The organism is Maribacter sp. HTCC2170 (genome assembly GCF_000153165.2).
In the GTDB taxonomy this organism is placed as follows: domain Bacteria; phylum Bacteroidota; class Bacteroidia; order Flavobacteriales; family Flavobacteriaceae; genus Maribacter_A.
Genome location: NC_014472.1, coordinates 656,258 through 676,669 on the forward strand (window position 1 = coordinate 656,258; position 20,412 = coordinate 676,669).

General features: G+C 37.0%; 16 protein-coding genes. 4 read left to right on the forward strand and 12 right to left on the reverse strand.

The genetic code is table 11. The features are described 5' to 3' along the window. Positions 1 to 19 precede the first annotated feature (19 nt). Together FB2170_RS03090 and FB2170_RS03100 are read left to right on the forward strand one after the other, a co-directional pair. Positions 20 to 1,258: an ATP-binding cassette domain-containing protein gene (locus FB2170_RS03090; protein WP_013305047.1), complete on the forward strand. Its 1,239-nt coding sequence runs from the start codon at positions 20 to 22 to the stop codon at positions 1,256 to 1,258. A gap of 555 nt (positions 1,259 to 1,813) precedes the next feature. Next, entirely contained in the window at positions 1,814 to 2,194 is a 381-nt protein-coding gene (locus FB2170_RS03100) for a hypothetical protein (RefSeq protein WP_013305049.1), read from the forward strand. A gap of 69 nt (positions 2,195 to 2,263) precedes the next feature. Here the strand turns inward: FB2170_RS03100 and secDF are convergent, their stop codons facing one another. Both secDF and FB2170_RS03110 read right to left on the reverse strand, forming a co-directional pair. Then, positions 2,264 to 5,236, reverse strand: a complete 2,973-nt coding sequence (gene secDF, locus FB2170_RS03105) for a protein translocase subunit SecDF (protein ID WP_013305050.1) — start codon at positions 5,234 to 5,236, stop codon at positions 2,264 to 2,266. Between the two features lie 155 nt (positions 5,237 to 5,391). Then, entirely contained in the window at positions 5,392 to 6,318 is a 927-nt protein-coding gene (locus tag FB2170_RS03110) for a malate dehydrogenase (RefSeq protein ID WP_013305051.1), read from the reverse strand. Positions 6,319 to 6,571: 253 nt separating this feature from the next. On the opposite strand from FB2170_RS03110, the gene FB2170_RS03115 reads away from it, so the two are divergent. Beyond that, on the forward strand, positions 6,572 to 6,943 hold the full coding sequence (locus FB2170_RS03115) for a hypothetical protein (protein WP_013305052.1): 372 nt from the start codon (positions 6,572 to 6,574) through the stop codon (positions 6,941 to 6,943). 77 nt (positions 6,944 to 7,020) lie between these two features. On the opposite strand, the gene FB2170_RS03120 is transcribed toward FB2170_RS03115, so the two are convergent. From FB2170_RS03120 to asnB, 3 genes are all read right to left on the reverse strand, one after another. Further along, positions 7,021 to 8,025, reverse strand: a complete 1,005-nt coding sequence (locus tag FB2170_RS03120; RefSeq protein ID WP_013305053.1) for a DUF6588 family protein — start codon at positions 8,023 to 8,025, stop codon at positions 7,021 to 7,023. A gap of 72 nt (positions 8,026 to 8,097) precedes the next feature. After that, positions 8,098 to 10,038 carry a DNA topoisomerase (ATP-hydrolyzing) subunit B gene (gyrB, locus tag FB2170_RS03125; RefSeq protein WP_013305054.1) on the reverse strand — a complete coding sequence of 647 codons (1,941 nt, stop codon included), beginning with the start codon at positions 10,036 to 10,038 and terminating at the stop codon, positions 8,098 to 8,100. 292 nt (positions 10,039 to 10,330) lie between these two features. Continuing rightward, positions 10,331 to 11,995 (reverse strand): asparagine synthase B, encoded by a 1,665-nt coding sequence (gene asnB / locus FB2170_RS03130; RefSeq protein WP_013305055.1) that lies wholly within the window; start codon positions 11,993 to 11,995, stop codon positions 10,331 to 10,333. A 242-nt stretch (positions 11,996 to 12,237) separates the two neighbouring features. On the opposite strand from asnB, the gene FB2170_RS03135 reads away from it, so the two are divergent. Further along, positions 12,238 to 12,777, forward strand: coding sequence for a DUF2911 domain-containing protein (locus FB2170_RS03135; RefSeq protein WP_041633011.1), 540 nt, complete (start codon positions 12,238 to 12,240; stop codon positions 12,775 to 12,777). 80 nt (positions 12,778 to 12,857) lie between these two features. Here FB2170_RS03135 and FB2170_RS03140 read toward each other — a convergent pair whose 3' ends face one another. The 7 genes from FB2170_RS03140 to bla all read right to left on the reverse strand — a co-directional run bounded on the left by FB2170_RS03140 (position 12,858) and on the right by bla (position 20,339). Beyond that, positions 12,858 to 14,372: a M20/M25/M40 family metallo-hydrolase gene (locus tag FB2170_RS03140; RefSeq protein WP_013305057.1), complete on the reverse strand. Its 1,515-nt coding sequence runs from the start codon at positions 14,370 to 14,372 to the stop codon at positions 12,858 to 12,860. Between the two features lie 138 nt (positions 14,373 to 14,510). After that, a complete protein-coding gene (locus tag FB2170_RS03145; RefSeq protein WP_013305058.1) occupies positions 14,511 to 14,927 on the reverse strand; it encodes a hypothetical protein in 417 nt (138 codons plus the stop codon). A gap of 95 nt (positions 14,928 to 15,022) precedes the next feature. Beyond that, positions 15,023 to 15,787 carry an NYN domain-containing protein gene (locus tag FB2170_RS03150; protein ID WP_041633012.1) on the reverse strand — a complete coding sequence of 255 codons (765 nt, stop codon included), beginning with the start codon at positions 15,785 to 15,787 and terminating at the stop codon, positions 15,023 to 15,025. 64 nt (positions 15,788 to 15,851) lie between these two features. Continuing rightward, a complete protein-coding gene (locus FB2170_RS03155; RefSeq protein WP_013305060.1) occupies positions 15,852 to 19,097 on the reverse strand; it encodes a S41 family peptidase in 3,246 nt (1,081 codons plus the stop codon). A 22-nt stretch (positions 19,098 to 19,119) separates the two neighbouring features. Further along, positions 19,120 to 19,341, reverse strand: coding sequence for a GyrI-like domain-containing protein (locus FB2170_RS17530; protein WP_237701155.1), 222 nt, complete (start codon positions 19,339 to 19,341; stop codon positions 19,120 to 19,122). After that, positions 19,316 to 19,666: a GyrI-like domain-containing protein gene (locus FB2170_RS17535; RefSeq protein ID WP_237701180.1), complete on the reverse strand. Its 351-nt coding sequence runs from the start codon at positions 19,664 to 19,666 to the stop codon at positions 19,316 to 19,318. The genes FB2170_RS17530 and FB2170_RS17535 overlap by 26 nt, the downstream gene beginning before the upstream one ends. Beyond that, entirely contained in the window at positions 19,605 to 20,339 is a 735-nt protein-coding gene (gene bla, locus FB2170_RS03165; RefSeq protein WP_013305061.1) for a subclass B1 metallo-beta-lactamase, read from the reverse strand. Before bla ends, FB2170_RS17535 begins: the two co-directional genes overlap by 62 nt. Between the last annotated feature and the right edge of the window lie 73 nt (positions 20,340 to 20,412).

Consider the following 20,412-nt stretch of genomic DNA (forward strand, 5'->3'; position numbering starts at 1 on the left):
AAGACAAACCTGGAGCAACATGCTAGCTAAAGCGCATTGGGCCATATTCATAGATAATTCCTCGGAGAAGATTGCTTTTATCGATAATCTGTTCAATGGAAATATTCCTGAAGCACTAATTTCGATAAAAGGTTTAAAGGGTGCTCTTTTCTCCAAACTGGCTCTACTTAAATTAATTGTTAAAGAAAGTAGGCATGGAGATAGCGGAATTACTGGTAATAGTAAGCAATCATTGCAGACCATGTCCAGTGGCGAACAAAAGAGGGTTCTTTTAAATTACTTATTAAATACCAAACCGGACTTCCTGGTATTAGACAATCCCTTTGATAATTTAGATCAAGATTTCCAAGTTGAATTCCAAACGACCCTAAAATCACTATCAAAAAATATCATAATAATCCAGATAATAAGTCGAAAAAATGACTTGCTTCCTTTTGTATCCAACTATGCGCAACTAAGAGAAAGTGAGTTCTTAAAATTGCCAAAACTAGACAACCTAAATCCAAATGTAAATTTGGAGTATTTTAACGGTTCTATACCTCCCCCTTTGAAATGGTCGGAATACAAAGACACGATATTAATTGAGCTTAACAAAGTGAATGTGAGTTACGCTGAGAAGCCAATTTTAAAAAATATCTCATGGCAAATCAACAAAGGTGATTTTTGGGAACTAAGTGGCAAAAACGGAAGCGGAAAAACAACACTTTTATCCATGATTACTGGCGAAAACCCAAAAGGATATGGGCAAGACCTTTACTTATTTGGATTTAAAAAAGGCAGTGGGGAAAGTGTTTGGGATATTAAAAAGAACATTGGCTATTTTACACCTTCAATGACCGATAAATTTACTGGCTATCACTCCGTGGAACATATGATTATTTCAGGCATTCTAGATTCTGTCGGGTTATACGTAAGGCCAACGGAAGCCCAAACTAGATTAGCGAAAGAATGGTTAAAACTCATTAATTTGTGGGAAATGAAAGATACTCTTTTTCATGATCTCACAATGGGCCAAAAAAGGTTGGTTATGACCACTCGTGCAATGATCAAACATCCTTTATTATTAATTTTGGATGAACCGACGGCCGGTCTTGACGATGAATCAGCAATGCTTCTTGTCAACCTTGTAAATAAAATCGCTTTAGAAAGTTCTTCTGCCATTATCTTTGTTTCTCACAGAAAAGAGCCTGGTTTGTCCCCTACCAATCAATTAATACTTAAAACAAGTGATATGGGTTCCATCGGTCAGACCTCATAGAAATAAAGAGTTTTGGTATATAAAGTAATCATTATGTTTTATTTGTTTTAATATTTTATTCTTTTTGGACTCTTAACTACCTTTGCATTGCTCCTCCCCTAGTAAATTCAATAAAATTATCATTACGGCTAAAACATTAGGTTTTCAGTGGTCATTTGTTGGTTGAATTCACTGGGTTTAGAACTTCTGGCGAAGAAATTTCTGAAGGGATTGAATTTTAGGTCGAAAGTTGCCGGTTTAGCAAAAAAGGAGCCTGAAAATATTATCATGGACTCATCGGGGGTTGTAGGAAGATTAACCAATTATTTCAGACTTTGTAATAACCTAAGTTTTGAGCCAAATCGGTTTGCAAAGTAATTTCAAAATTGCAGGAATTGCTCCTGATAAAATAGTTTTTGCCAACATGTTGTTTTTTAAGACTATTTTTTTTCTGATTTAAGTTATGAAAGCAAGTTGTTTCATAATAAAAATGATACTAAAAAATGATTATTAAATATTTGATAAAGTCATTAAATATTTTGTAAGCTATAGATTATAAACACTAAAATAATCAACATGCCAATTAAACTTGATCTTAGAATTTATGATAACTACCTTGTAGCTGAATTTACGGGAATACGTGAAACTACCAATGAATTGGAAGAAAGTATTAGACTTTGGACCGAAGTGGCAAATAAGTGTAAAGAACATGATTTATATAAAGTATTGGCCATTTCAAGATTAAATAAAATATTGAGCACCTCCAATGCTTTCGCTTTTGCCGAAGCATTCAAGTCTATAGGATGGAATCCCAGCTATAAACTTGCCGGTGTCGCCTTTAATAAACAATTGTTTTTACAATATCAACGTCAAGTAACTTTTATCAATAATTTTGGTTATCAATGTAAATCCTTTGGTAATACCAAAGAAGCTAAAAAATGGCTCGAAATAATATAAAAAACTCCAATATAAAAAAAGGGGCCGCTTATTTAGCGGCCCCTTTTAATTGAGTTAGTTTTTTTATTTTTATTCCTCTTTATCGTTCAAAATTTTCTTTTTCAAAGTATCAAACATAACAGGTGTCGCAATAAACACTGATGAATACGTACCTACAATAACACCTACTATCATAGCAAACATAAATCCTCTAAGCGATTCTCCTCCAAAAATGAATATCGCCAATAAAACAACCAAGGTTGTTAAAGAAGTATTTAATGTTCTACCTAACGTACTATTCACAGCTGAATTTATATTATCTCCACCTTTCCAGCCTCTTTCACCAACAATCTCACGTATACGATCAAAAACCACCACGGTATCATTCAAAGAGTACCCGATTACTGTTAGAATTGCTGCGATAAAAGCTTGATCAATTTCCATATTAAATGGCATAATCTTTCCGGTTATTGAAAAGATTCCTAGAACGATCAACACATCATGGAATACGGCGGTAACAGCACCTAACGAGAACTGCCATTTCCTAAAACGTAAAAGTATGTATAAGAATACAACTGCCAACGATCCTATAATGGCCAAAAACGCATTGTTCTTAATGTCATCCGCAATGGTTGGCCCTACTTTAACAGACTGCATAATACCAATTGCCCTGTCATCGCTACCTACTATAAAATTGGCTTTTGTTGTACCATCTGGTAGGTACTTTTGCAATGAAGTATATAATTTATCTTGAATTTCATTATCTACCTCAACACCCTCAACATCAACTTTATATGGAGTAGTAATCTTTATTTGATTATTCTCTCCATAAATCTTCACATTGGTACCGCTACCAAAAACCGTATTCAGTTCCGATGCGATTTCGGAAGCACTAACTTCCTTTTCAAAACGAACCTGATATGAACGTCCTCCTATAAAATCAACACCCTGTTGCAGCCCTGGTCCAAAGAACAGTGAAAACAAACCAATACCAACCAAAATAAATGAAATTACATAAGCTATTTTACGCTTACTCAAGAAATTAATGCTAATATTCTTGAATAGGTTTTTGGTCAATGGTGTAGAAAAATCCAGGGTTCTTCCTTTACCGCTCAGGTACCAATCAACCAATAATCTTGTAATAAATATGGCTGTAAACAAAGAAGTAAGAATACCTATTAATAAGGTTGTTGCAAACCCTTTAATTGGTCCTGAACCGAATAAGAACAATATCAAAGCTGTTAGACCTGTTGTTATATTCGCATCCAAAATAGATGAAAGTGCATTACCAAATCCATCAGAAACAGCTTGGGACTTTCCTTTGCCTTTGGCAAGTTCTTCCTTTATACGTTCAAAAATAAGCACGTTAGCATCAACTGACATACCAATGGTTAATACAATACCAGCAATACCAGGAAGTGTTAGAACCGCGCTCAAACTCGTTAATACTCCAAAAATCAAGAGTATATTCAACAATAGAGCAATATCCGCGAAGATTCCAGCTTTACCATAATAAAATACCATCCAAACAAGTACGATTGCCATAGCAATCAAAAACGACATAAAACCACTATCAATAGCTTCTTGACCCAAAGAAGGTCCTACAACATTTGATTGTATAATCTCAGCCTTTGCAGGTAATTTACCAGCTCGCAAAACATTCGCTATATCCTTGGTTTCATCAACAGTAAATGAACCGGTAATTTCAGTACCACCACCAGAAATGCCACCTACTACAGAACAACCAGGTGCAGTGTATACCTTATTATCCAATACAACTGCAATACCTGTATTGTTAACATTTGCATCGCTGGTCAATTTTTGCCATTCCTTAGCACCTCTTGAGTTCATACTCATACTCACAGCTGGCTTGCTGAACTGATCATAAGTATCCCTTGCATCACTAACGACATCACCAGCTATTCTAGGTGTACTACTTCTATTTGACTTTAAAGCATATAAATCAAGAACCTCTACATTATCCGCTGATGGGCGTTCCCATAAAAACTTGGTAAACTGAATATCAGCAGGTAACAATCTTTGAATTTCAGGCATTCTAAGGTATGCCCCAACGGTCGCAGTATCTTTTATTGCTGCCCTGAACATTGCATTTGTTCCTGGATTAGCAGGAAGCAAAATATCATATAGAGGATTTACTTGACTTGCAAGATCCAATGAATCTGTTGCATCTGACAGCAAAGAATCTAGCTCCGATTCCTCTTTTACAGGCTCTTCTATAGCATCATCAGTCTTTACAATTGACTTAAGTCTTTCATTAGCGGCAACGATAAAACTTCCAAAACTAGGATTGTTTTGCTCATAAGTTTCCCAGAACTCTAATTGTGCGGTACTGGATAATAATTCCTGAGCTCTGGCAATGTCTCTGGCTCCTGGTAATTCTACCAAAATACGACCTGAATTTCCTTCACGTTGAATATTAGGCTGCGTAACTCCAAAACCATCTATTCTTTCTCGTAATACCTCAAAAGCAGAGACTATGGATTCATCAATTTTTCTTCGGATAATTGGTTTTACCTCATCATCCGTCATTTGAAAATTAACCTCATCACTAAGTCCTTTGTTTGCAAAAACCTCCGGGGAAGCTAATTTTGAATCGCCTTTAATGTTATCAAAAGCATCAAAGAAAAGGTCAACATAGTTATCATCGCTACTCTTAGAAGCAGTATCAGCATCTGCCAAAGCTTTATTAAAAATTGGACTCTTCGTATTATTCGCAAGACCTTTAAGTATATCCTTTACAGAAATCTGTAGCGTTACGTTAATCCCTCCTTTAAGGTCAAGCCCTTTGTTCAACTCTTTCTTCTTGGCTTCATCATAATTGGTGTAACCTAAAATGGGGTTTCCGCCAATAGAATCAAGATACCTAACTTCAAGAGCCTCTCTCTTCGAAACGTAGTTCTCCTCAGCTTCAGTAATTTGATTGGAAGCATAAACTTCTGCATCTTTCTCAATCTTACCGGTGATGAAAGTGTATGATAATTGATAGATACTAACGAGCCCGAATAAGAAGGCAAAAAGCTTTATAAGTCCTTTATTTTGCATTGTTTAAGTATATTTTATGTGTGCTTTTCTCAACAGCCTGCAAATATATGATTTACACTAAGATTTGACAATATATTTATGAGTTAATGTAAAAACAAAAGCACCCTAATTAATTAATTAGAGTGCCTTTATCAAATTTGTTTATAAAAACTAGTCTAAACTTCTAGCAGCCCATTGGTTTTAGTCACACCTGCAGCACTTTCCTGCATTTTGGTTTTTTCAGCATCTGAAAGTGGCACATCCACAACCTTTTCGATACCATTTTTACCTAAAATCACGGGCACTCCAATGCAAATATCATTTAGGCCATATTCACCTTCCAACAAGGTTGAGCAAGGGAACATTTTCTTTTGATCACAGGCAATGGCCTGAACCAAAGAAGAAACGGCAGCACCCGGAGCATACCAAGCACTTGTTCCTAATAATTTAGTCAATGTTGCCCCACCTACTTTTGTATCTTCTACCACCTGATTAAGACGATCTTCAGATAAATACTCTGAAACATTGATACTGTTTCTTGTAGCATGTGACGCCAAAGGAACCATACCTGTATCGCTATGGCCACCTATTACCATACCATCAATGTCAGATATAGGAGCTTCCATGGCTTCTGCCAAACGATACTTAAAACGTGCACTATCCAAAGCACCTCCCATACCTATAATCTTATTCTTAGGCAATCCTGTTGTTTTATGAACTAAATATGTCATGGTATCCATAGGGTTGCTCACTACAATCAATATAACATTAGGTGAATGTTCAATTAAATTGGCAGATACAGTTTTAACGATTCCCGCATTAATACCTATTAATTCTTCCCTGGTCATTCCAGGTTTTCTAGGGATACCTGAAGTGATAACAGCAATATCGCTACCTGCTGTTTTGGAATAATCATTTGTTGTTCCTGTTATTTTTGTATCAAATCCGTTCAAAGAAGCTGTTTGCATCAAGTCCATGGCCTTGCCTTCAGCATAGCCTTCCTTAATATCCAAAACCACTACTTCAGATGCAAAATCTTTAATGGCAATATACTCTGCGCAACTAGCGCCAACAGCTCCTGCCCCTACTACGGTAACTTTCATATGTTTATAGTTTTAAATTGTAATTTTTTACCATGCAAAAATACTGAATCCTCGCTGAAAAAAGATGACAAAAATCAGTTTAATCGTTTTTTAAATAATGTATTGAACCACCAATAAAAGGCAGGGTTTGTTAAAAAAAATAGCGTTTCAACGAAGATTTACAAAATATTTAACCATACATCGATTTTAGACAATACCCAAAGACATAATACCGTTCAAGAAATATTAACCCCGAATCAATATTTACCTACTAATGAAAAAGTTATTTTCATTTATTGCAATTGTCAGTATTATACTTGCCAGCAACTGTTCAAGAATTCCAGAAAACAATGATCCCGTAATTGGTATTTGGACAAGTTTATCCACATTGACCAATAGTGAGACCGGAAAGGTTTCCACTCGCTTCGAATGGATATTCAATGATGCCTATCTTGGAAGGTATCACATAAAGGAAAACGGAAATGTGGTGGCCAAAACAGATTTTAAATGGCAACAAGAAGATGGCATTTATACCATCTCATACCCAGGAATGGATAAAGAAGACGATAAGGTTATAATGAAAGAATCTGAAGATCGCGCAACCCTTGAGGACAACAAAGGCAATGTTCTTGCAATAAGAGAATAAATCTTAAGTCATAAATACAAACTAAAAAGCCTTGGCATTTCTGCCAAGGCTTTTTTTATATGAGTATTATTGTTTTTCTACCTAAATCCAAAATTCACTCCGACCGATAATGTATTGAATTCGGCCACCGCATAATCCGCGTGCAACCTAAAGAATCCTAATTTTAGCTTGGTCCCAACATTTGCTGTAATTCCGCTTGTATCTTTGTCAATTGAAAAGGGATCTACATATGTCTGCTGGAAAGGACCTGACTGTACCACGTATGTTCCTAAAACATCAGTGGTTGACTTACCTGACAAATACCCCAAGCCGCCATAAAAATTGATAATGGGCAACTTAGTAGAAACAACTGCTTGAAATGCCCATGTATTGATATCCACTTCGAGTTTTTGATCCTGCCCCGCAATTACATTCGAATTTGTGAAATCATAAGAAGCATCTAAATGGGTATACCCGATAACTGCAGAAATAGCAATAGGTAAAATCTTATCAGCTGGTAAGTGCTTAGTAAATTCATGCTGAATACCAACACCATACATTCCCATGGAAAAATCATCTGTATTGATCTTGGGTAAAAACCTTGCTTTCAACTCGGTACCCTTAATAAGACCGACACTTGCTTGGATAAAACCGGAAGGAACAAAATTGATGTCCTCTGAGGCCAAACCTGAAGGTAAATCCAAATCCTGTCTTACAAGTCCGCTCTCATCTTCAATGAATACACTCACACCCTCAATATCGCCTAAGGACGTTGAGACCAATTTTGATGTGCTTCCATCTGTAAATTGCAAATTTTCGTAATCAGCTGTATTTAATTCAAAAGCTTTTTTATCATCTTTATTCTTAAAATTAGACATATTACCGATAATTGAAATCTCAAAACCACCTAATGGTTTGGCGTCTGCGGTATTGTACCATCCACTTGAAAGACTATACATGATTCCTTCGGATGTTGGTGAGAGGTAATCAGTTGTAAACTTTTCCGCATCATTTAGGCCTGCTGCCAAAATTTCATTGATATTAGATTGTGCCATAGCTTGTAAACTACAAACCATCGCAAATAGGGATACTATTCTTTTCATTTGTCTGAATTTTCCCTAAAACTAAAAACTCTGACATTGCTGTCAGAGTTTTTGTTGTGTAAGTGCTATTTCTTATGCATCAATGTTCGCATAAACGGCATTTTTCTCAATAAATTCCCTTCTTGGAGGTACTTCATCTCCCATTAACATAGAGAATACCCTATCAGATTCAGTGGCATTATCAATAGTTATTTGTCGGAGCGTTCTAAACTCAGGGTTCATCGTGGTATCCCATAATTGTTCTGCGTTCATTTCCCCAAGACCTTTGTAACGCTGAATCCCAACACTACCATTAAAGCTCTCGGCAATTTCATCACGCTCCTCATCTGACCAAGCATAACGTTTTTTACTTCCTTTTTTAACCAAGTACAAAGGTGGAGTTGCTATATATACATGTCCATTTTCAATCAGTTCCCTCATATAACGGAAGAAGAAAGTCAGAATCAATGTTTCAATATGGCTACCATCAACGTCGGCATCACACATAATAACTACTTTATGATATCTCAGTTTTTCAAGGTTCAATGCTTTACTATCTTCTTCGGTACCAATAGTAACACCAAGCGCAGTATAAATATTCTTGATTTCTTCATTTTCAAAAACCTTATGCTGCATTGCTTTTTCCACATTCAGAATCTTACCTCTAAGCGGTAAAATTGCCTGAAAGTTTCTATCACGTCCTTGTTTGGCCGTACCTCCGGCCGAATCTCCCTCAACCAGGAATACCTCACAGTTAACCGGATCTTGATCGGAGCAATCGGATAATTTTCCTGGCAAGCCACCAATACTCATTACCGTTTTACGCTGCACCATTTCACGAGCCTTAGTAGCAGCATGTCTTGCTTGTGCAGCCAAAATTACTTTTTGGACTATTATTTTAGCATCGTCTGGGTGTTCTTCCAAGTAATTAGTCAACATTTCGGACACAGATTGACTAACTGCTGAAGAAACCTCCCTATTACCCAATTTTGTCTTGGTTTGGCCTTCAAATTGGGGTTCAGCTACCTTAACCGATACAATAGCAGTTAATCCCTCTCTAAAGTCATCTCCTTGGACTTCAAATTTTAGTTTATCTAACATTCCTGAAGCATCGGCATACTTCTTCAAGGTGCTTGTTAATCCTCTTCTGAAACCTGACAAATGTGTACCTCCCTCATGGGTATTGATATTGTTCACATAAGAATGAAGGTTCTCAGTATAAGAGGTATTATACACCATTGCCACTTCAACCGGAATTCCATTTTTCTCTCCTTCCATAGAGATAACCCCTTGGGTCAATGCTTCTCGATTACCATCCAAAAACCGAACAAATTCCTTTAAGCCTTCGGTGGAGACAAAAGATTCACTAACAAATTCTCCTTTTTCGTCTTTTTGTCGTTTATCAGTAATAGAAATGGTTACCCCTTTATTCAAATACGAAAGCTCACGCATTCTATTTGACAAAGTTTCATAACTATATTCTATGGTTTGGGTAAATATGGTGGTGTCTGGATGAAAAGTAACCTCAGTTCCTCTTTCCTTCGTTTCCCCAACACTTTTAACAGGATAAAGAGATTTACCCCTTTCGTATTCTTGCTCCCAGATCTTACCATCTCTGAAAACTGTAGCTTTAAGATGGTCTGACAGTGCATTCACACAGGAAACCCCAACCCCGTGCAAACCACCAGACACTTTATAGGAATCCTTATCAAATTTACCACCTGCGCCAATCTTGGTCATAACAACCTCTAGTGCAGATACGCCTTCTTTTTTATGTAAATCAACCGGAATTCCCCGGCCATTATCTCTAGTTGTAATAGAATTGTCCTCATTAATGGTCACATCGATCCTATCGCAATGTCCTCCCATTGCCTCATCGATTGAATTGTCAACCACTTCATAAACCAAATGGTGCAATCCTCGAACACCAACGTCACCGATATACATTGAAGGTCGCATTCTAACATGCTCCATCCCTTCAAGTGCCTGAATACTATCGGCCGAATAATTCTTTTTATTTGCTTCTTCGCTCATAAATTAATTTGTTCTGATCATTAAAATTTTAGCAATCTCACAAATATAACCAATACCCTATGCAATATGGGTTTCTGACCTTTTTTAAACCATGAAGTTATCAACAAAAATTGTGGAAAATATTGACTTGATTATTTGGATTTTAGATTGAGATAAGTATTGCCAATAAGGCAGATTTTGAACAAAAAAGAAGTGCCTCCTTGGAGACACTTCTTACTGACTAATTAAATAAAACTGTAACTATCAATAGATAGAAAAACAGAATTGTCGTAAACCCTTTTAGTTGGTCAATTTAATATGCATCATCATGCACATTGGCAACTGCCCTGCCAGAAGGGTCATTCATGTTTTTGAAGGCTTCGTCCCATTCCAGCGCTATTTTAGTACTACAAGCCACTGAAGGTTCTTGTGGCACACATAAAGCTGCTGCATCTGATGGGAAATGTTGCTCAAATATTGAACGATAGTAAAACTCCTCTTTTGTAGTTGGTGTCTGTAAAGGAAAGCGGAACTTTGCATTTGCCAACTGCTCATCTGAAACTTCAGTGTCAACTACCTCCTTCAAAGTATCAATCCAGCTATAACCAACTCCATCAGAGAATTGTTCTTTTTGTCTCCAAGCTACACTTTCAGGCAACATATCTTCAAAGGCTTTTCTGACCACCCATTTTTCCATTCGTTCACCATTGATCATTTTATCTTTTGGATTGATGCGCATGGCAACATCCATAAATTCTTTATCCAAGAATGGCACACGACCTTCTATTCCCCATGCAGCCAAAGATTTGTTCGCCCTCAAGCAATCGTACATGTGTAGTTTATCCAATTTACGAACTGTCTCTTCATGAAAATCTTTTGGGCTTGGAGCCTTATGAAAGTATAGGTATCCTCCAAACAACTCGTCCGCACCTTCCCCAGAAAGCACCATTTTAATTCCCATAGACTTTATTACCCTAGCCATAAGATACATTGGCGTCGAGGCCCTAATAGTGGTTATATCATATGTTTCGAGGTTATAAACAACATCTTTTATGGCATCTAACCCTTCTTGAATGGTAAACTTGATTTCATGATGTACGGTACCAATATGATCCGCTACTTTTTGTGCGGCAGCTAAATCAGGTGAACCGTCCAATCCAACAGAAAAAGAGTGTAATTGTGGCCACCATGCCTCTGTTGTATCATCTGATTCAACTCGTTTTTGAGCATATTTCTTCGCAATTGCTGAAGTCACTGATGAATCCAACCCACCAGAAAGTAATACACCATACGGCACATCAGACATTAGTTGTCTGTGAACTGCATCTTCCAAAGCTTTTTTGATTTCTTGTATACTGGTCTCGTTTTCTTTTACGGCATCATATTCCATCCAGTCACGGGAATACCATTTTTTAAGCTCACCATCACTACTATGCATATAATGCCCGGGAGGAAATAATTCTATTTTGGTACAAACACTTTCCAATGCCTTTAATTCAGAAGCCACATAAAAAGTGCCGTTCTTATCCCAACCCATGTATAAAGGTATAATACCCATATGATCACGAGCAATAAAATATTCGTCTTTCTCAGCATCATAAATTGCGAAACCAAAAATGCCATTCATTTCATCAATAAAATCAACACCTTTTTCTTCATACAAAGCCAATATAACTTCACAATCGGATTCAGTTTGAAAATTATATTTCCCTTCAAATTGTTTACGTAACTCTCTATGATTATATATTTCGCCATTTGCAGCCAAAACCAACTTTCCGTCTTCACTAAAAAGTGGTTGTTTACCAGAAGCCGGGTCAACAATCGCCAATCTTTCATGCGCCAAAATGGCTTTTTCATCCGCATAAATGCCGCTCCAATCTGGCCCTCTATGCCTAACTTTCTTGGACATCTCCAACAATTGAGGTCTTAAAACATCCGTGCTTTCCTTAACATCAAATGCACATACAATTCCACACATAACTTAATATTTATATCAATTTAAAAGCAAAGATGCAATTAAACTATCATTCATAAAACATATCTACACTTATTACTTTCACATTAACATATTTACGAGTAATAAAACAAAATATTGAAATTGAATTACGAAAAAACAAATGATATCTGTTCATTCTGTAAGTTGGGATAATTTTAACGACTTTTTAAGTATCAATGAATGTATTACTACTTAGATTTGAATTACAAAAAACAAACACAATTATGAAAAATTTATTTGCACTTTCTATTTTAATGCTAGCCTTGGTATTCACTACAAATGTTTCTGCCCAAAAATTCAGTGGTTTGGACAAAAGTCCGATGGATATGGCCACATACCCATCTAGCTACAAAATAGCCGATAAAGCTGTTAGGGTAACCTATAGTAGACCTCAATTAAAAGGACGATCCGTTTCTGAATTAGCTCCTGCGGGAGAAGTTTGGAGAACCGGTGCCAATGAAGCTGTTGAAATCACGTTGTATAAAGATGCAAAAATCGGTGATGCAGATGTAAAGGCGGGTACTTATTCACTATTTACCATTCCTGGCAAAAACGAATGGACGGTAATTTTAAACAATAACCTAAACCAATGGGGAGCTTATTCTTATAGTAAAAAAGCTGATGTTGCCAGAGCACAGGCAAAGGCAAGCACTGATTCTGAATCTCTTGATGCCTTCTCAATTGCTTTTAAAGAAGTTGAGGGAGGTGCACATTTGGTAATGGCATGGGGAACCACTAGAGTTTCTCTTCCTATTATGATGTAGAAAAAAGTTACTTTGAAAAAGAAAATCAAAAGCCGAAGTTAATTCTTCGGCTTTTTTATATGGTAACTTATTCCTAAACGCTATAACTTTTCGTTTAAAATAGCAATCATGGTTTTAATACCTTCCCGATAATTACCCAATCGTAAATTTTCATTAGGGCTATGTTGGTTGTTATCTCTATTCACCGTTGGCACGGTAACAGCAGGAATATTCAATGTGGTCACAAAAGGAGAAATGGGAATTGAACCGCCACTCATTCGTATCATTATGGGATCTTCGTTAAATGCCTTTTTCAAGGCCCTTTGAAGCCACAGCCCAACTTCCGAGTCAAAATCTGTTCTAAAAGATTGATACGAAATTTCATGATTGAAAGTCGCAATCTTCTCGTGTGCCATGCGCTCTACTTTTGTTGGAACTTTGTTTATTACAAAATAACCTTGGTCTTCTATATGATTTCTTATCAACCCAATTAATCTATTTGGGTCTGATTCAAGTACCAGACGAACGTCAATTTCTGCCCTGGCCCATCCTGGAATAATGGTCCTCACTTTTTCATCTATCCATCCTGATTGCATTCCCCTAATATTCAAAGAGGGGTATTGAATGGCTTCTTGATAATTATTTCCGACTCTATCAACACTTCCCAATTGTAATCTATCTCGAATTTCTTCCTCATTATCAGGCACTGCTCTTAAAACCTTACTCGTTTCAGCATCAATAGAAATTCCATCATAAAAACTAGGAATAACCACACGACCATAATCATCTTTCATCCCAGCCAAAAGCTTAGACAATCGCAATGCTGGGTTTGGTGCATAATTTCCGAAATGACCACTGTGTTGTGGTACAACTGGACCATATGTGGTCAACGTGATTGTAGCGATTCCTCTTGCACCGAAAGTCAATGTTGGTTTATTCGTTATATGTCTAGGACCATCAAAAATTATCAACATATCCGCGGCAAGCAATTCAGTATTATTGATTACAGCTTTTGGCAACTGCGGAGAACCCAATTCCTCCTCAAAATCCATTATAACCTTTATGTTGTAATTAGGGTAAATCTTTCTTTCCTCAATAGCGTCCAATGCTGCAAGAAACATTGCTACTGGGCCTTTGGCATCTGAAGCCGATCTTGCAAACACCCGCCAATCATCTTCATATTCTTCAATTTTATTCCAAGGAATTTCTGACCACTCACCTGTGGTATTTTTTCTTTTTAATGTTGGACTATATGGACTAGATTGAAACCATCGGGTAGAATCTATAGGTTGTCCATCAATCTGAAGATAAATCAAAACGGTTTTCTTTGCATTTTTATGTTTCCGCTCTGCCAACAAAAGAGGGACTGTTTCTGTCGGAATTCTTGTGGTCGTGAAATTTCGCTTGATGAACGATTTCTCACACCATTTTACGTTCTCTTCTATATCATCTGGATAAAAGGCATCATTAGGAATACTAAGAATATCTTTTAGTAACGGGAATGATTTTAGAGTATGTTTAGCAGCCAACTCACCCAACTGCTTTTCATTCAATTTTTGACTATAGGCAATAGTTACGGAGAGTACACATACAAAAAGTAAAATTAGATTTTTCATGGATAAGGTATTTACCCAAAAATAAGAATTACTACGTGCTTTCCAATAATCAGTTCATTTATAGAAAACCGTTCTAAAAAAAATCCAAGAAATTCTATAAATGAATTTCTTGGATTTAAATTTTTTAAAAAAGATAGATTATTCGGGTTGCATTCTCTTGCCCTCAATGGCAAAATTACCATCGTAAGAACTACTTTCTCCACTCATCTTGTCACCATCAACATTTAAAGTGACTGAAACATTTGAGCCTTCCACATTTACAGTGAAAGTTATTACGTTATCCTTGACCTTTACATTTTCAGCATTGATTGCACCATGTTGCAGCTGCACTTTAACTATATATTCTTTATTTTCTTTAGATATCATCAAGACTCCTTTACTATATTCATAAGGAACATTCTCCACAGTATACTCCCAAGCTCCTGTGACCTCATCCGCAGGGATTGAAAAATTCACTTTATTCTTCTCATTGGTTGTATTGGCCGATGCAGCAGTAATACCAAGTAAGCATGTAGCAATCACTAAAATTTGGAACTTTCTCGCAATAGATTTCATATGATAATGTTTAATGTTTTAAGTACTGAATATATACGTAAAATTACGAAATAGAGTTGTCAGATGTATCTTATTTTCGACCTTAAATCAAAGTATTATTTCTTTCGGGGTTTAGAAGATCTGTTTTCCTTGATTTTCACATAAATCAGCTTTTTCCGACCACGGGAATCCTCACGACGTTCCAATTCAAAATTCTTTATAGACCCTATTAGCGGTGTAAGTTTCTGAAAACCATAGTTTCTTGAATCAAAATTTGGATGTCTTTTTTGCAACAAGCTCCCAACATCACCTAAAAACGCCCAACCATCATCATCTGCAACATCGGTTATTGTGCTTGTTATAAAACGAATTTCCTTTGTTGTAATCTTATCAATGGTATTCTGGCCTTTGGACTTTTCATCATCAGTATTTACTGAGGTCTCCTCGGACTGATTCTTAAGAATCTCTATATAAATGAATTTGTCGCAAGCCACAATGAACGGATCGGGTGTTTTCTTCTCACCAATGCCAAAAACCTGCATTCCGGCTTCACGTAACCGTGTTGCCAAACGTGTAAAGTCACTGTCACTACTTACTAAACAAAAACCATTTACCTTGCCCGAATACAAAATATCCATGGCATCGATGATCATAGCAGAATCCGTGGCGTTCTTACCGCTGGTATAACCGTATTGTTGTATGGGAGTAATGGCATTTTCCAAAAGAACAGCCTTCCATTTGTTAAGGCGCGGATTTGTCCAGTCACCATAAATGCGCTTTATGGTAGGGTTACCGTATTTGGCAATTTCTTCCATCATCTCTTTTACATTAGCGGAAGGAATATTGTCACCATCAATAAGTACTGCAAAGTTTACATCCATCATTTATAATTGATTTTCTGCAAGTTACGTGGTTTTAAAATCAAAGCTACTCCTAAAATTCATATTATTTATTATTGAATGATTTATCTGGGTAGGCTGGTGGGTTGGGTACTTGTCTAGGATCCTTAGCAATTAATTTTTCTAAATGTTCTATTGCTGCATCCAATTGTGCGTCTTTACCATTGAAAGTGGCATGCGGCAGGTTATCCACAACGATGTCCGGTTCAAAACCATGTCCCTCAATCAACCAATCCCCATCGGGACCATAAACGCCCATCATAGGCGCCCGAGCTATACCACCATCGCTGAGTCTATTTACCCCACTCAACCAAATTTCACCTCCCCAGGTACGGGTGCCAATCGCAGTACCAAGATTCAGCTTTTTAAAACCGTCTGCAAAGGCTTCACCATCTGATGCCGTGTTACCGTTTACCAAAACAACAATATGACCCCTAAAGGCGTATTGCATATTCCAATATGGCTTTCCCGATCTTGATTTCCAATACATCCAAGCCTTTCTAAGCAATTTTTCTAGAATAAAACTTTCAATATTACCGCCTCTATTATGACGAACGTCAATAATCAAACCAGGCCTATCAAAAACTGGATAAAACTCTCTGTACCATTGATTTAAATCACTACTACCCATAGCCTGCAAATGCACATATCCTATTTTACTTTCCGTTGCTTTTTCTACAGCTAAGCGGCGCGAGTATTCCCAATCGCGATAACGCAAACGATATGTACTGCCAATTGGTTTTACAATTACATTTTTTTTGACCGTTCCTCGTTTTATTTCTATTCTCACTTGTTTGCCTTGTTGATTTCGAATCAACTCACCTATATCAACTGCCGATAATGCCTGTTTTCCATTAATACCTGTGATTACATCGCCAACTCGAATATCAAGAAAAGGGTCGTCCAATGGAGATTTCTCATCAGGATAATCAGGATCTGCCCTGTAAATATGCTCGATTCTAAAACCACCATTTGCCTCATCTCTACTAAATCGTGCACCTAAATCTGCTACAGATATGTTTTTAGAATCTCCTCGCACATCTCCTCCCCTAACACTCGTATGTAGGGCTGCCAATTCACCAACAAACCTACCTATCAAATCAGACAACTCGTTTCTTGTAGTTATTCTATCAATTAGTGCATAATATTTATCATGCATTGCCTTCCAATTTACACCATGCATGTTCTTGTCATAGAAATAGTCTCGCTCCATACGCCATGCATCTCTAAAAATCTGTTTCCAATCTTCTTGTGGAGTAATAGCAAATTTCCATCCGCTTAAATCTATTTTTTTATCTGCTAAATCACTTACTTTCCCGGTGCCCGCATCCACCATATAAAAATTGTTCTTTTGTCTTACCAAAAGCTGTTTTGTGTCCCCTGTCAGGCCAAAACTTCGGACATCCTCCATCATAGTCTTCAATTTCACATCTTCATTATCAATTTTCAATACTCCTAGATGTGTTTTAGCATCAACCCCTGTTTCTCTGGACATTAAATAGACCGCTTTTTTAGTAACGGCCAATCCTCTATAATTACCAGGTTTTAAAGGGACCTCTTCAATTCTTTCTTGTATGCCATCGCGATCCACCTTAACTGCTACCGAATTACTCCCATCCTCTTTATCCTCTTTTTTCTCTACTGGAGCCAGCTCATCTTTAGCTCTAAAAGGAGACCTTGTTCCCTTCTGTAGTGCGATATGGTATAACTTCTCGCTGGCATCAAAATAAGGTTCAGGCTGTCTGGGCCCCCAGGGACTACCCACAAGGGTGGTAAAATTTCTGTCAGAAAGGAAATAAATGAACTTTCCATCTGGGCTCCATGCCGGGTAATTACTATTTGCTCTATCCGTGGTTATTGGAAAGGAAGCTCCCGAAGACAAACCATATAAATAAATCTGAGCCATCGTATTGTCTGCAACCTGTACAAAAGCAATCCATTTACTATCTGGTGACCACGAAAAGGAGTAAATACCTTCTTCTTTGGTTGATATTTTTTTACTCGACCCTGTTGCAATATTAAGTACAAACATATTACCCATTAAGTCATCATAGGCTAACCATTTACCATCTGGCGAAGGTTTTCCAGCATATCTAAGTACCTTACCATTATTCGTTATTGCTTCGTGTGACCCTACCCCGTTGCTGGGCATACTTACAAATTCAAATTCTCCACTTTCATCGGAAAGTGTGTATACCTTTTTCCCGTCTGAAGAAAACACCGCATCTCTAAACCTCACATTCTTCTTATCGGTAAACTCAACAAGTCTGCCTGACTTCACTGGAGCGACAAAGGCCCTTCCTCTAGCAGTAATAACAATACGTTCACCTTTCTTATCTGGATTTACCGATGTTATATATTTTGATGGATTTTCAACCCATTTTTCCCTTAATTGGTCTAGATCCGAAGTAAGTTTAATATTGATTTTTTTCTTGTTATTATTCTGAATATTGTAGTGCCAAATATCAGCTCCTATTTGATAAACAATGTTACCCTTGTGAAGATTGGCATAACGAACATCAAAATCGGTATGGTCAGTATGTTGTTTCAAATCATTTCCATTTTCATCAATAGACCAGATATTCATGATACCATCGCGATCGGTTATAAAATAAACTCGAGCATTAAACCACATGGGATGATGACTTTCACCAGCATATCCTTTTGTCAATTGAATTGCTTCTGTAGACTCATTGGTGAATTTCCAAATTTGCCTTGCCGTACCCCCTTTATATCGTTTGGTTACATTACCATGGTCCGAAGGCCTTACAAAAAAGACCGTATTACCAGAAGCATCAAAGGAAGCTTCACTTGCCTGACTCAGTGGCACCCTTACTTTTTTCTTGGTTTTAATATCTATTGTCACTAATTGCCTATCGGGCAATGTTGCAAAAGCGCGTGTATCATAAACTATCTTTCCGTCTGGGGTCCATCCGTTAGTTCTTGAGAAATCACTCTCATAGGTCCATCTTATCGGTAGTCCACCATCTATCGGCATCGAATAAATCTCCGTTGGTCCTTCATAACTTGCTGAAAATGCAATCATTTTACCATCTGGTGAAATAGCCGGATACCTTTCTTCCTCTGCATGAGTAGTAAGTTTATAAGCCAATCCGCCGGATAAAGGAACAGTCCAAATATCGCCTTCCGCAGCAAAAACGACTTTATTCCCGTGTACATCAGGGTATTGATAGTAACCCTCAAAACCTTGAGATCTTACAGTATTTGCCAGCAGCAATATCAGAGTTAACAAAAGAGGGAATAGTTTCGCGATTTTGATTTTCAAGATCATATTATTCGTTTTTTGAATTACTTTATTCTCGTTGTATTGGAATCCAAATTTCTTCTTCAGAATTTGGATCATTGTTCTTGTACTTTTCGCCTAACACTTCAAAATGAGGTCTGTGATCAAGTTTGTATTCTGAGTTTGGTAACCAAGATGTATAAATGTATTGAATAAACTTGTGGACCTCACTAGAACCTTTGTAATCAAAAACGGCATATAAACCTTCAGATGATAAACAGTTCCATGCCATCCGGAACATCAGTGTTTTCATCAATCTCAATTAAGGCCCATTTAACAAATTCAGTTAATGGATTAAAACTATCGAAATAAGATTTCGGATAAACTTGCAATGAATATTTATCATCTGAAGTTTTATACCCCATTTTGATCAATTTAGGCATGACACTGCTCCATAATTCAAAAGTTCTGTTATTCACCAATGACATTCCAATACTTACGCCAGCCAATTTCTTTGGCGGCAACGTCGCTATTCTTGGTTCCAAGCCCATTAATTCATTCTTGTTTAAATAATTCAATAGTATAGTCAAGTAGTCCAGCGTTCCCAGCTTCCCCATGCCCTGGTATTACAACCTCAACCTTCTTAAACTGTTTCTTGACATTTTCAACTGTTTTTGACCATGCTTGTACATCGGCATCTTCAAGGTTTCCTTTTCCGGCTCCAATCGACTTTACCAAGCACCCTCCAAACAACACTTTTTCCGAAGAAAAGTATCCCACAATATTATCCGAGGTATGTCCTCCGCCAAAATACTGGCTTACAACCTTTTTGTTCCCTACTTTTAGTTCTAGATACTTATCAAATCCGTTTTCTGGAACTACACCATTTTTCATCAAATCAATGGTCATATTGGTCGCGTATGAAGGAATATTATTTTTATGAAACTCTTTTAAACCTCCAATACAATCAACATGAAAATGGGTTGCAACAACAGCATTGACCTGATATTTTAAATCGTTCTTTAACCAATTAAGTAATTCTACTGAAGCCACATCATTCGTAGGAGTATCGAAAACAATTGCCTCACCATTATCAGTAACTATCATTCCTTTGCAAGGGACTTTCCCCCAGGTATCAGTCTCAAGGTATGAGATATGTACATAGGTATTTTCAGTTAATTGTTTAATTCTTAAATTTTCGGATTCAAAAGAAGAATTAGTGCTGTTTTGAGCTTTACACCCAATAATTAGAATTAAAGAAACTAAGAAAAGAGTGTATTTGATTTTCATCTTTTGAGTTGACGGTTTTCTCTGGAAGAATTCAACCAGCAATTTACAGAATAAAAAAAGCAATAAATAAAAA

What these genes read in the sequence shown, in the direction of transcription:
- FB2170_RS03090 (WP_013305047.1), top strand. Translation starts at nt 20, where the DNA reads ATGCTAGCTAAAGCGCATTGGGCCATATTCATAGATAATTCCTCGGAG.
- FB2170_RS03100 (WP_013305049.1), top strand. Translation starts at nt 1,814, where the DNA reads ATGCCAATTAAACTTGATCTTAGAATTTATGATAACTACCTTGTAGCT.
- secDF (WP_013305050.1), bottom strand. Translation starts at nt 5,236, where the DNA reads ATGCAAAATAAAGGACTTATAAAGCTTTTTGCCTTCTTATTCGGGCTC.
- FB2170_RS03110 (WP_013305051.1), bottom strand. Translation starts at nt 6,318, where the DNA reads ATGAAAGTTACCGTAGTAGGGGCAGGAGCTGTTGGCGCTAGTTGCGCA.
- FB2170_RS03115 (WP_013305052.1), top strand. Translation starts at nt 6,572, where the DNA reads ATGAAAAAGTTATTTTCATTTATTGCAATTGTCAGTATTATACTTGCC.
- FB2170_RS03120 (WP_013305053.1), bottom strand. Translation starts at nt 8,025, where the DNA reads ATGAAAAGAATAGTATCCCTATTTGCGATGGTTTGTAGTTTACAAGCT.
- gyrB (WP_013305054.1), bottom strand. Translation starts at nt 10,038, where the DNA reads ATGAGCGAAGAAGCAAATAAAAAGAATTATTCGGCCGATAGTATTCAG.
- asnB (WP_013305055.1), bottom strand. Translation starts at nt 11,995, where the DNA reads ATGTGTGGAATTGTATGTGCATTTGATGTTAAGGAAAGCACGGATGTT.
- FB2170_RS03135 (WP_041633011.1), top strand. Translation starts at nt 12,238, where the DNA reads ATGAAAAATTTATTTGCACTTTCTATTTTAATGCTAGCCTTGGTATTC.
- FB2170_RS03140 (WP_013305057.1), bottom strand. Translation starts at nt 14,372, where the DNA reads ATGAAAAATCTAATTTTACTTTTTGTATGTGTACTCTCCGTAACTATT.
- FB2170_RS03145 (WP_013305058.1), bottom strand. Translation starts at nt 14,927, where the DNA reads ATGAAATCTATTGCGAGAAAGTTCCAAATTTTAGTGATTGCTACATGC.
- FB2170_RS03150 (WP_041633012.1), bottom strand. Translation starts at nt 15,787, where the DNA reads ATGGATGTAAACTTTGCAGTACTTATTGATGGTGACAATATTCCTTCC.
- FB2170_RS03155 (WP_013305060.1), bottom strand. Translation starts at nt 19,097, where the DNA reads ATGATCTTGAAAATCAAAATCGCGAAACTATTCCCTCTTTTGTTAACT.
- FB2170_RS17530 (WP_237701155.1), bottom strand. Translation starts at nt 19,341, where the DNA reads ATGGCATGGAACTGTTTATCATCTGAAGGTTTATATGCCGTTTTTGAT.
- FB2170_RS17535 (WP_237701180.1), bottom strand. Translation starts at nt 19,666, where the DNA reads ATGGGGAAGCTGGGAACGCTGGACTACTTGACTATACTATTGAATTAT.
- bla (WP_013305061.1), bottom strand. Translation starts at nt 20,339, where the DNA reads ATGAAAATCAAATACACTCTTTTCTTAGTTTCTTTAATTCTAATTATT.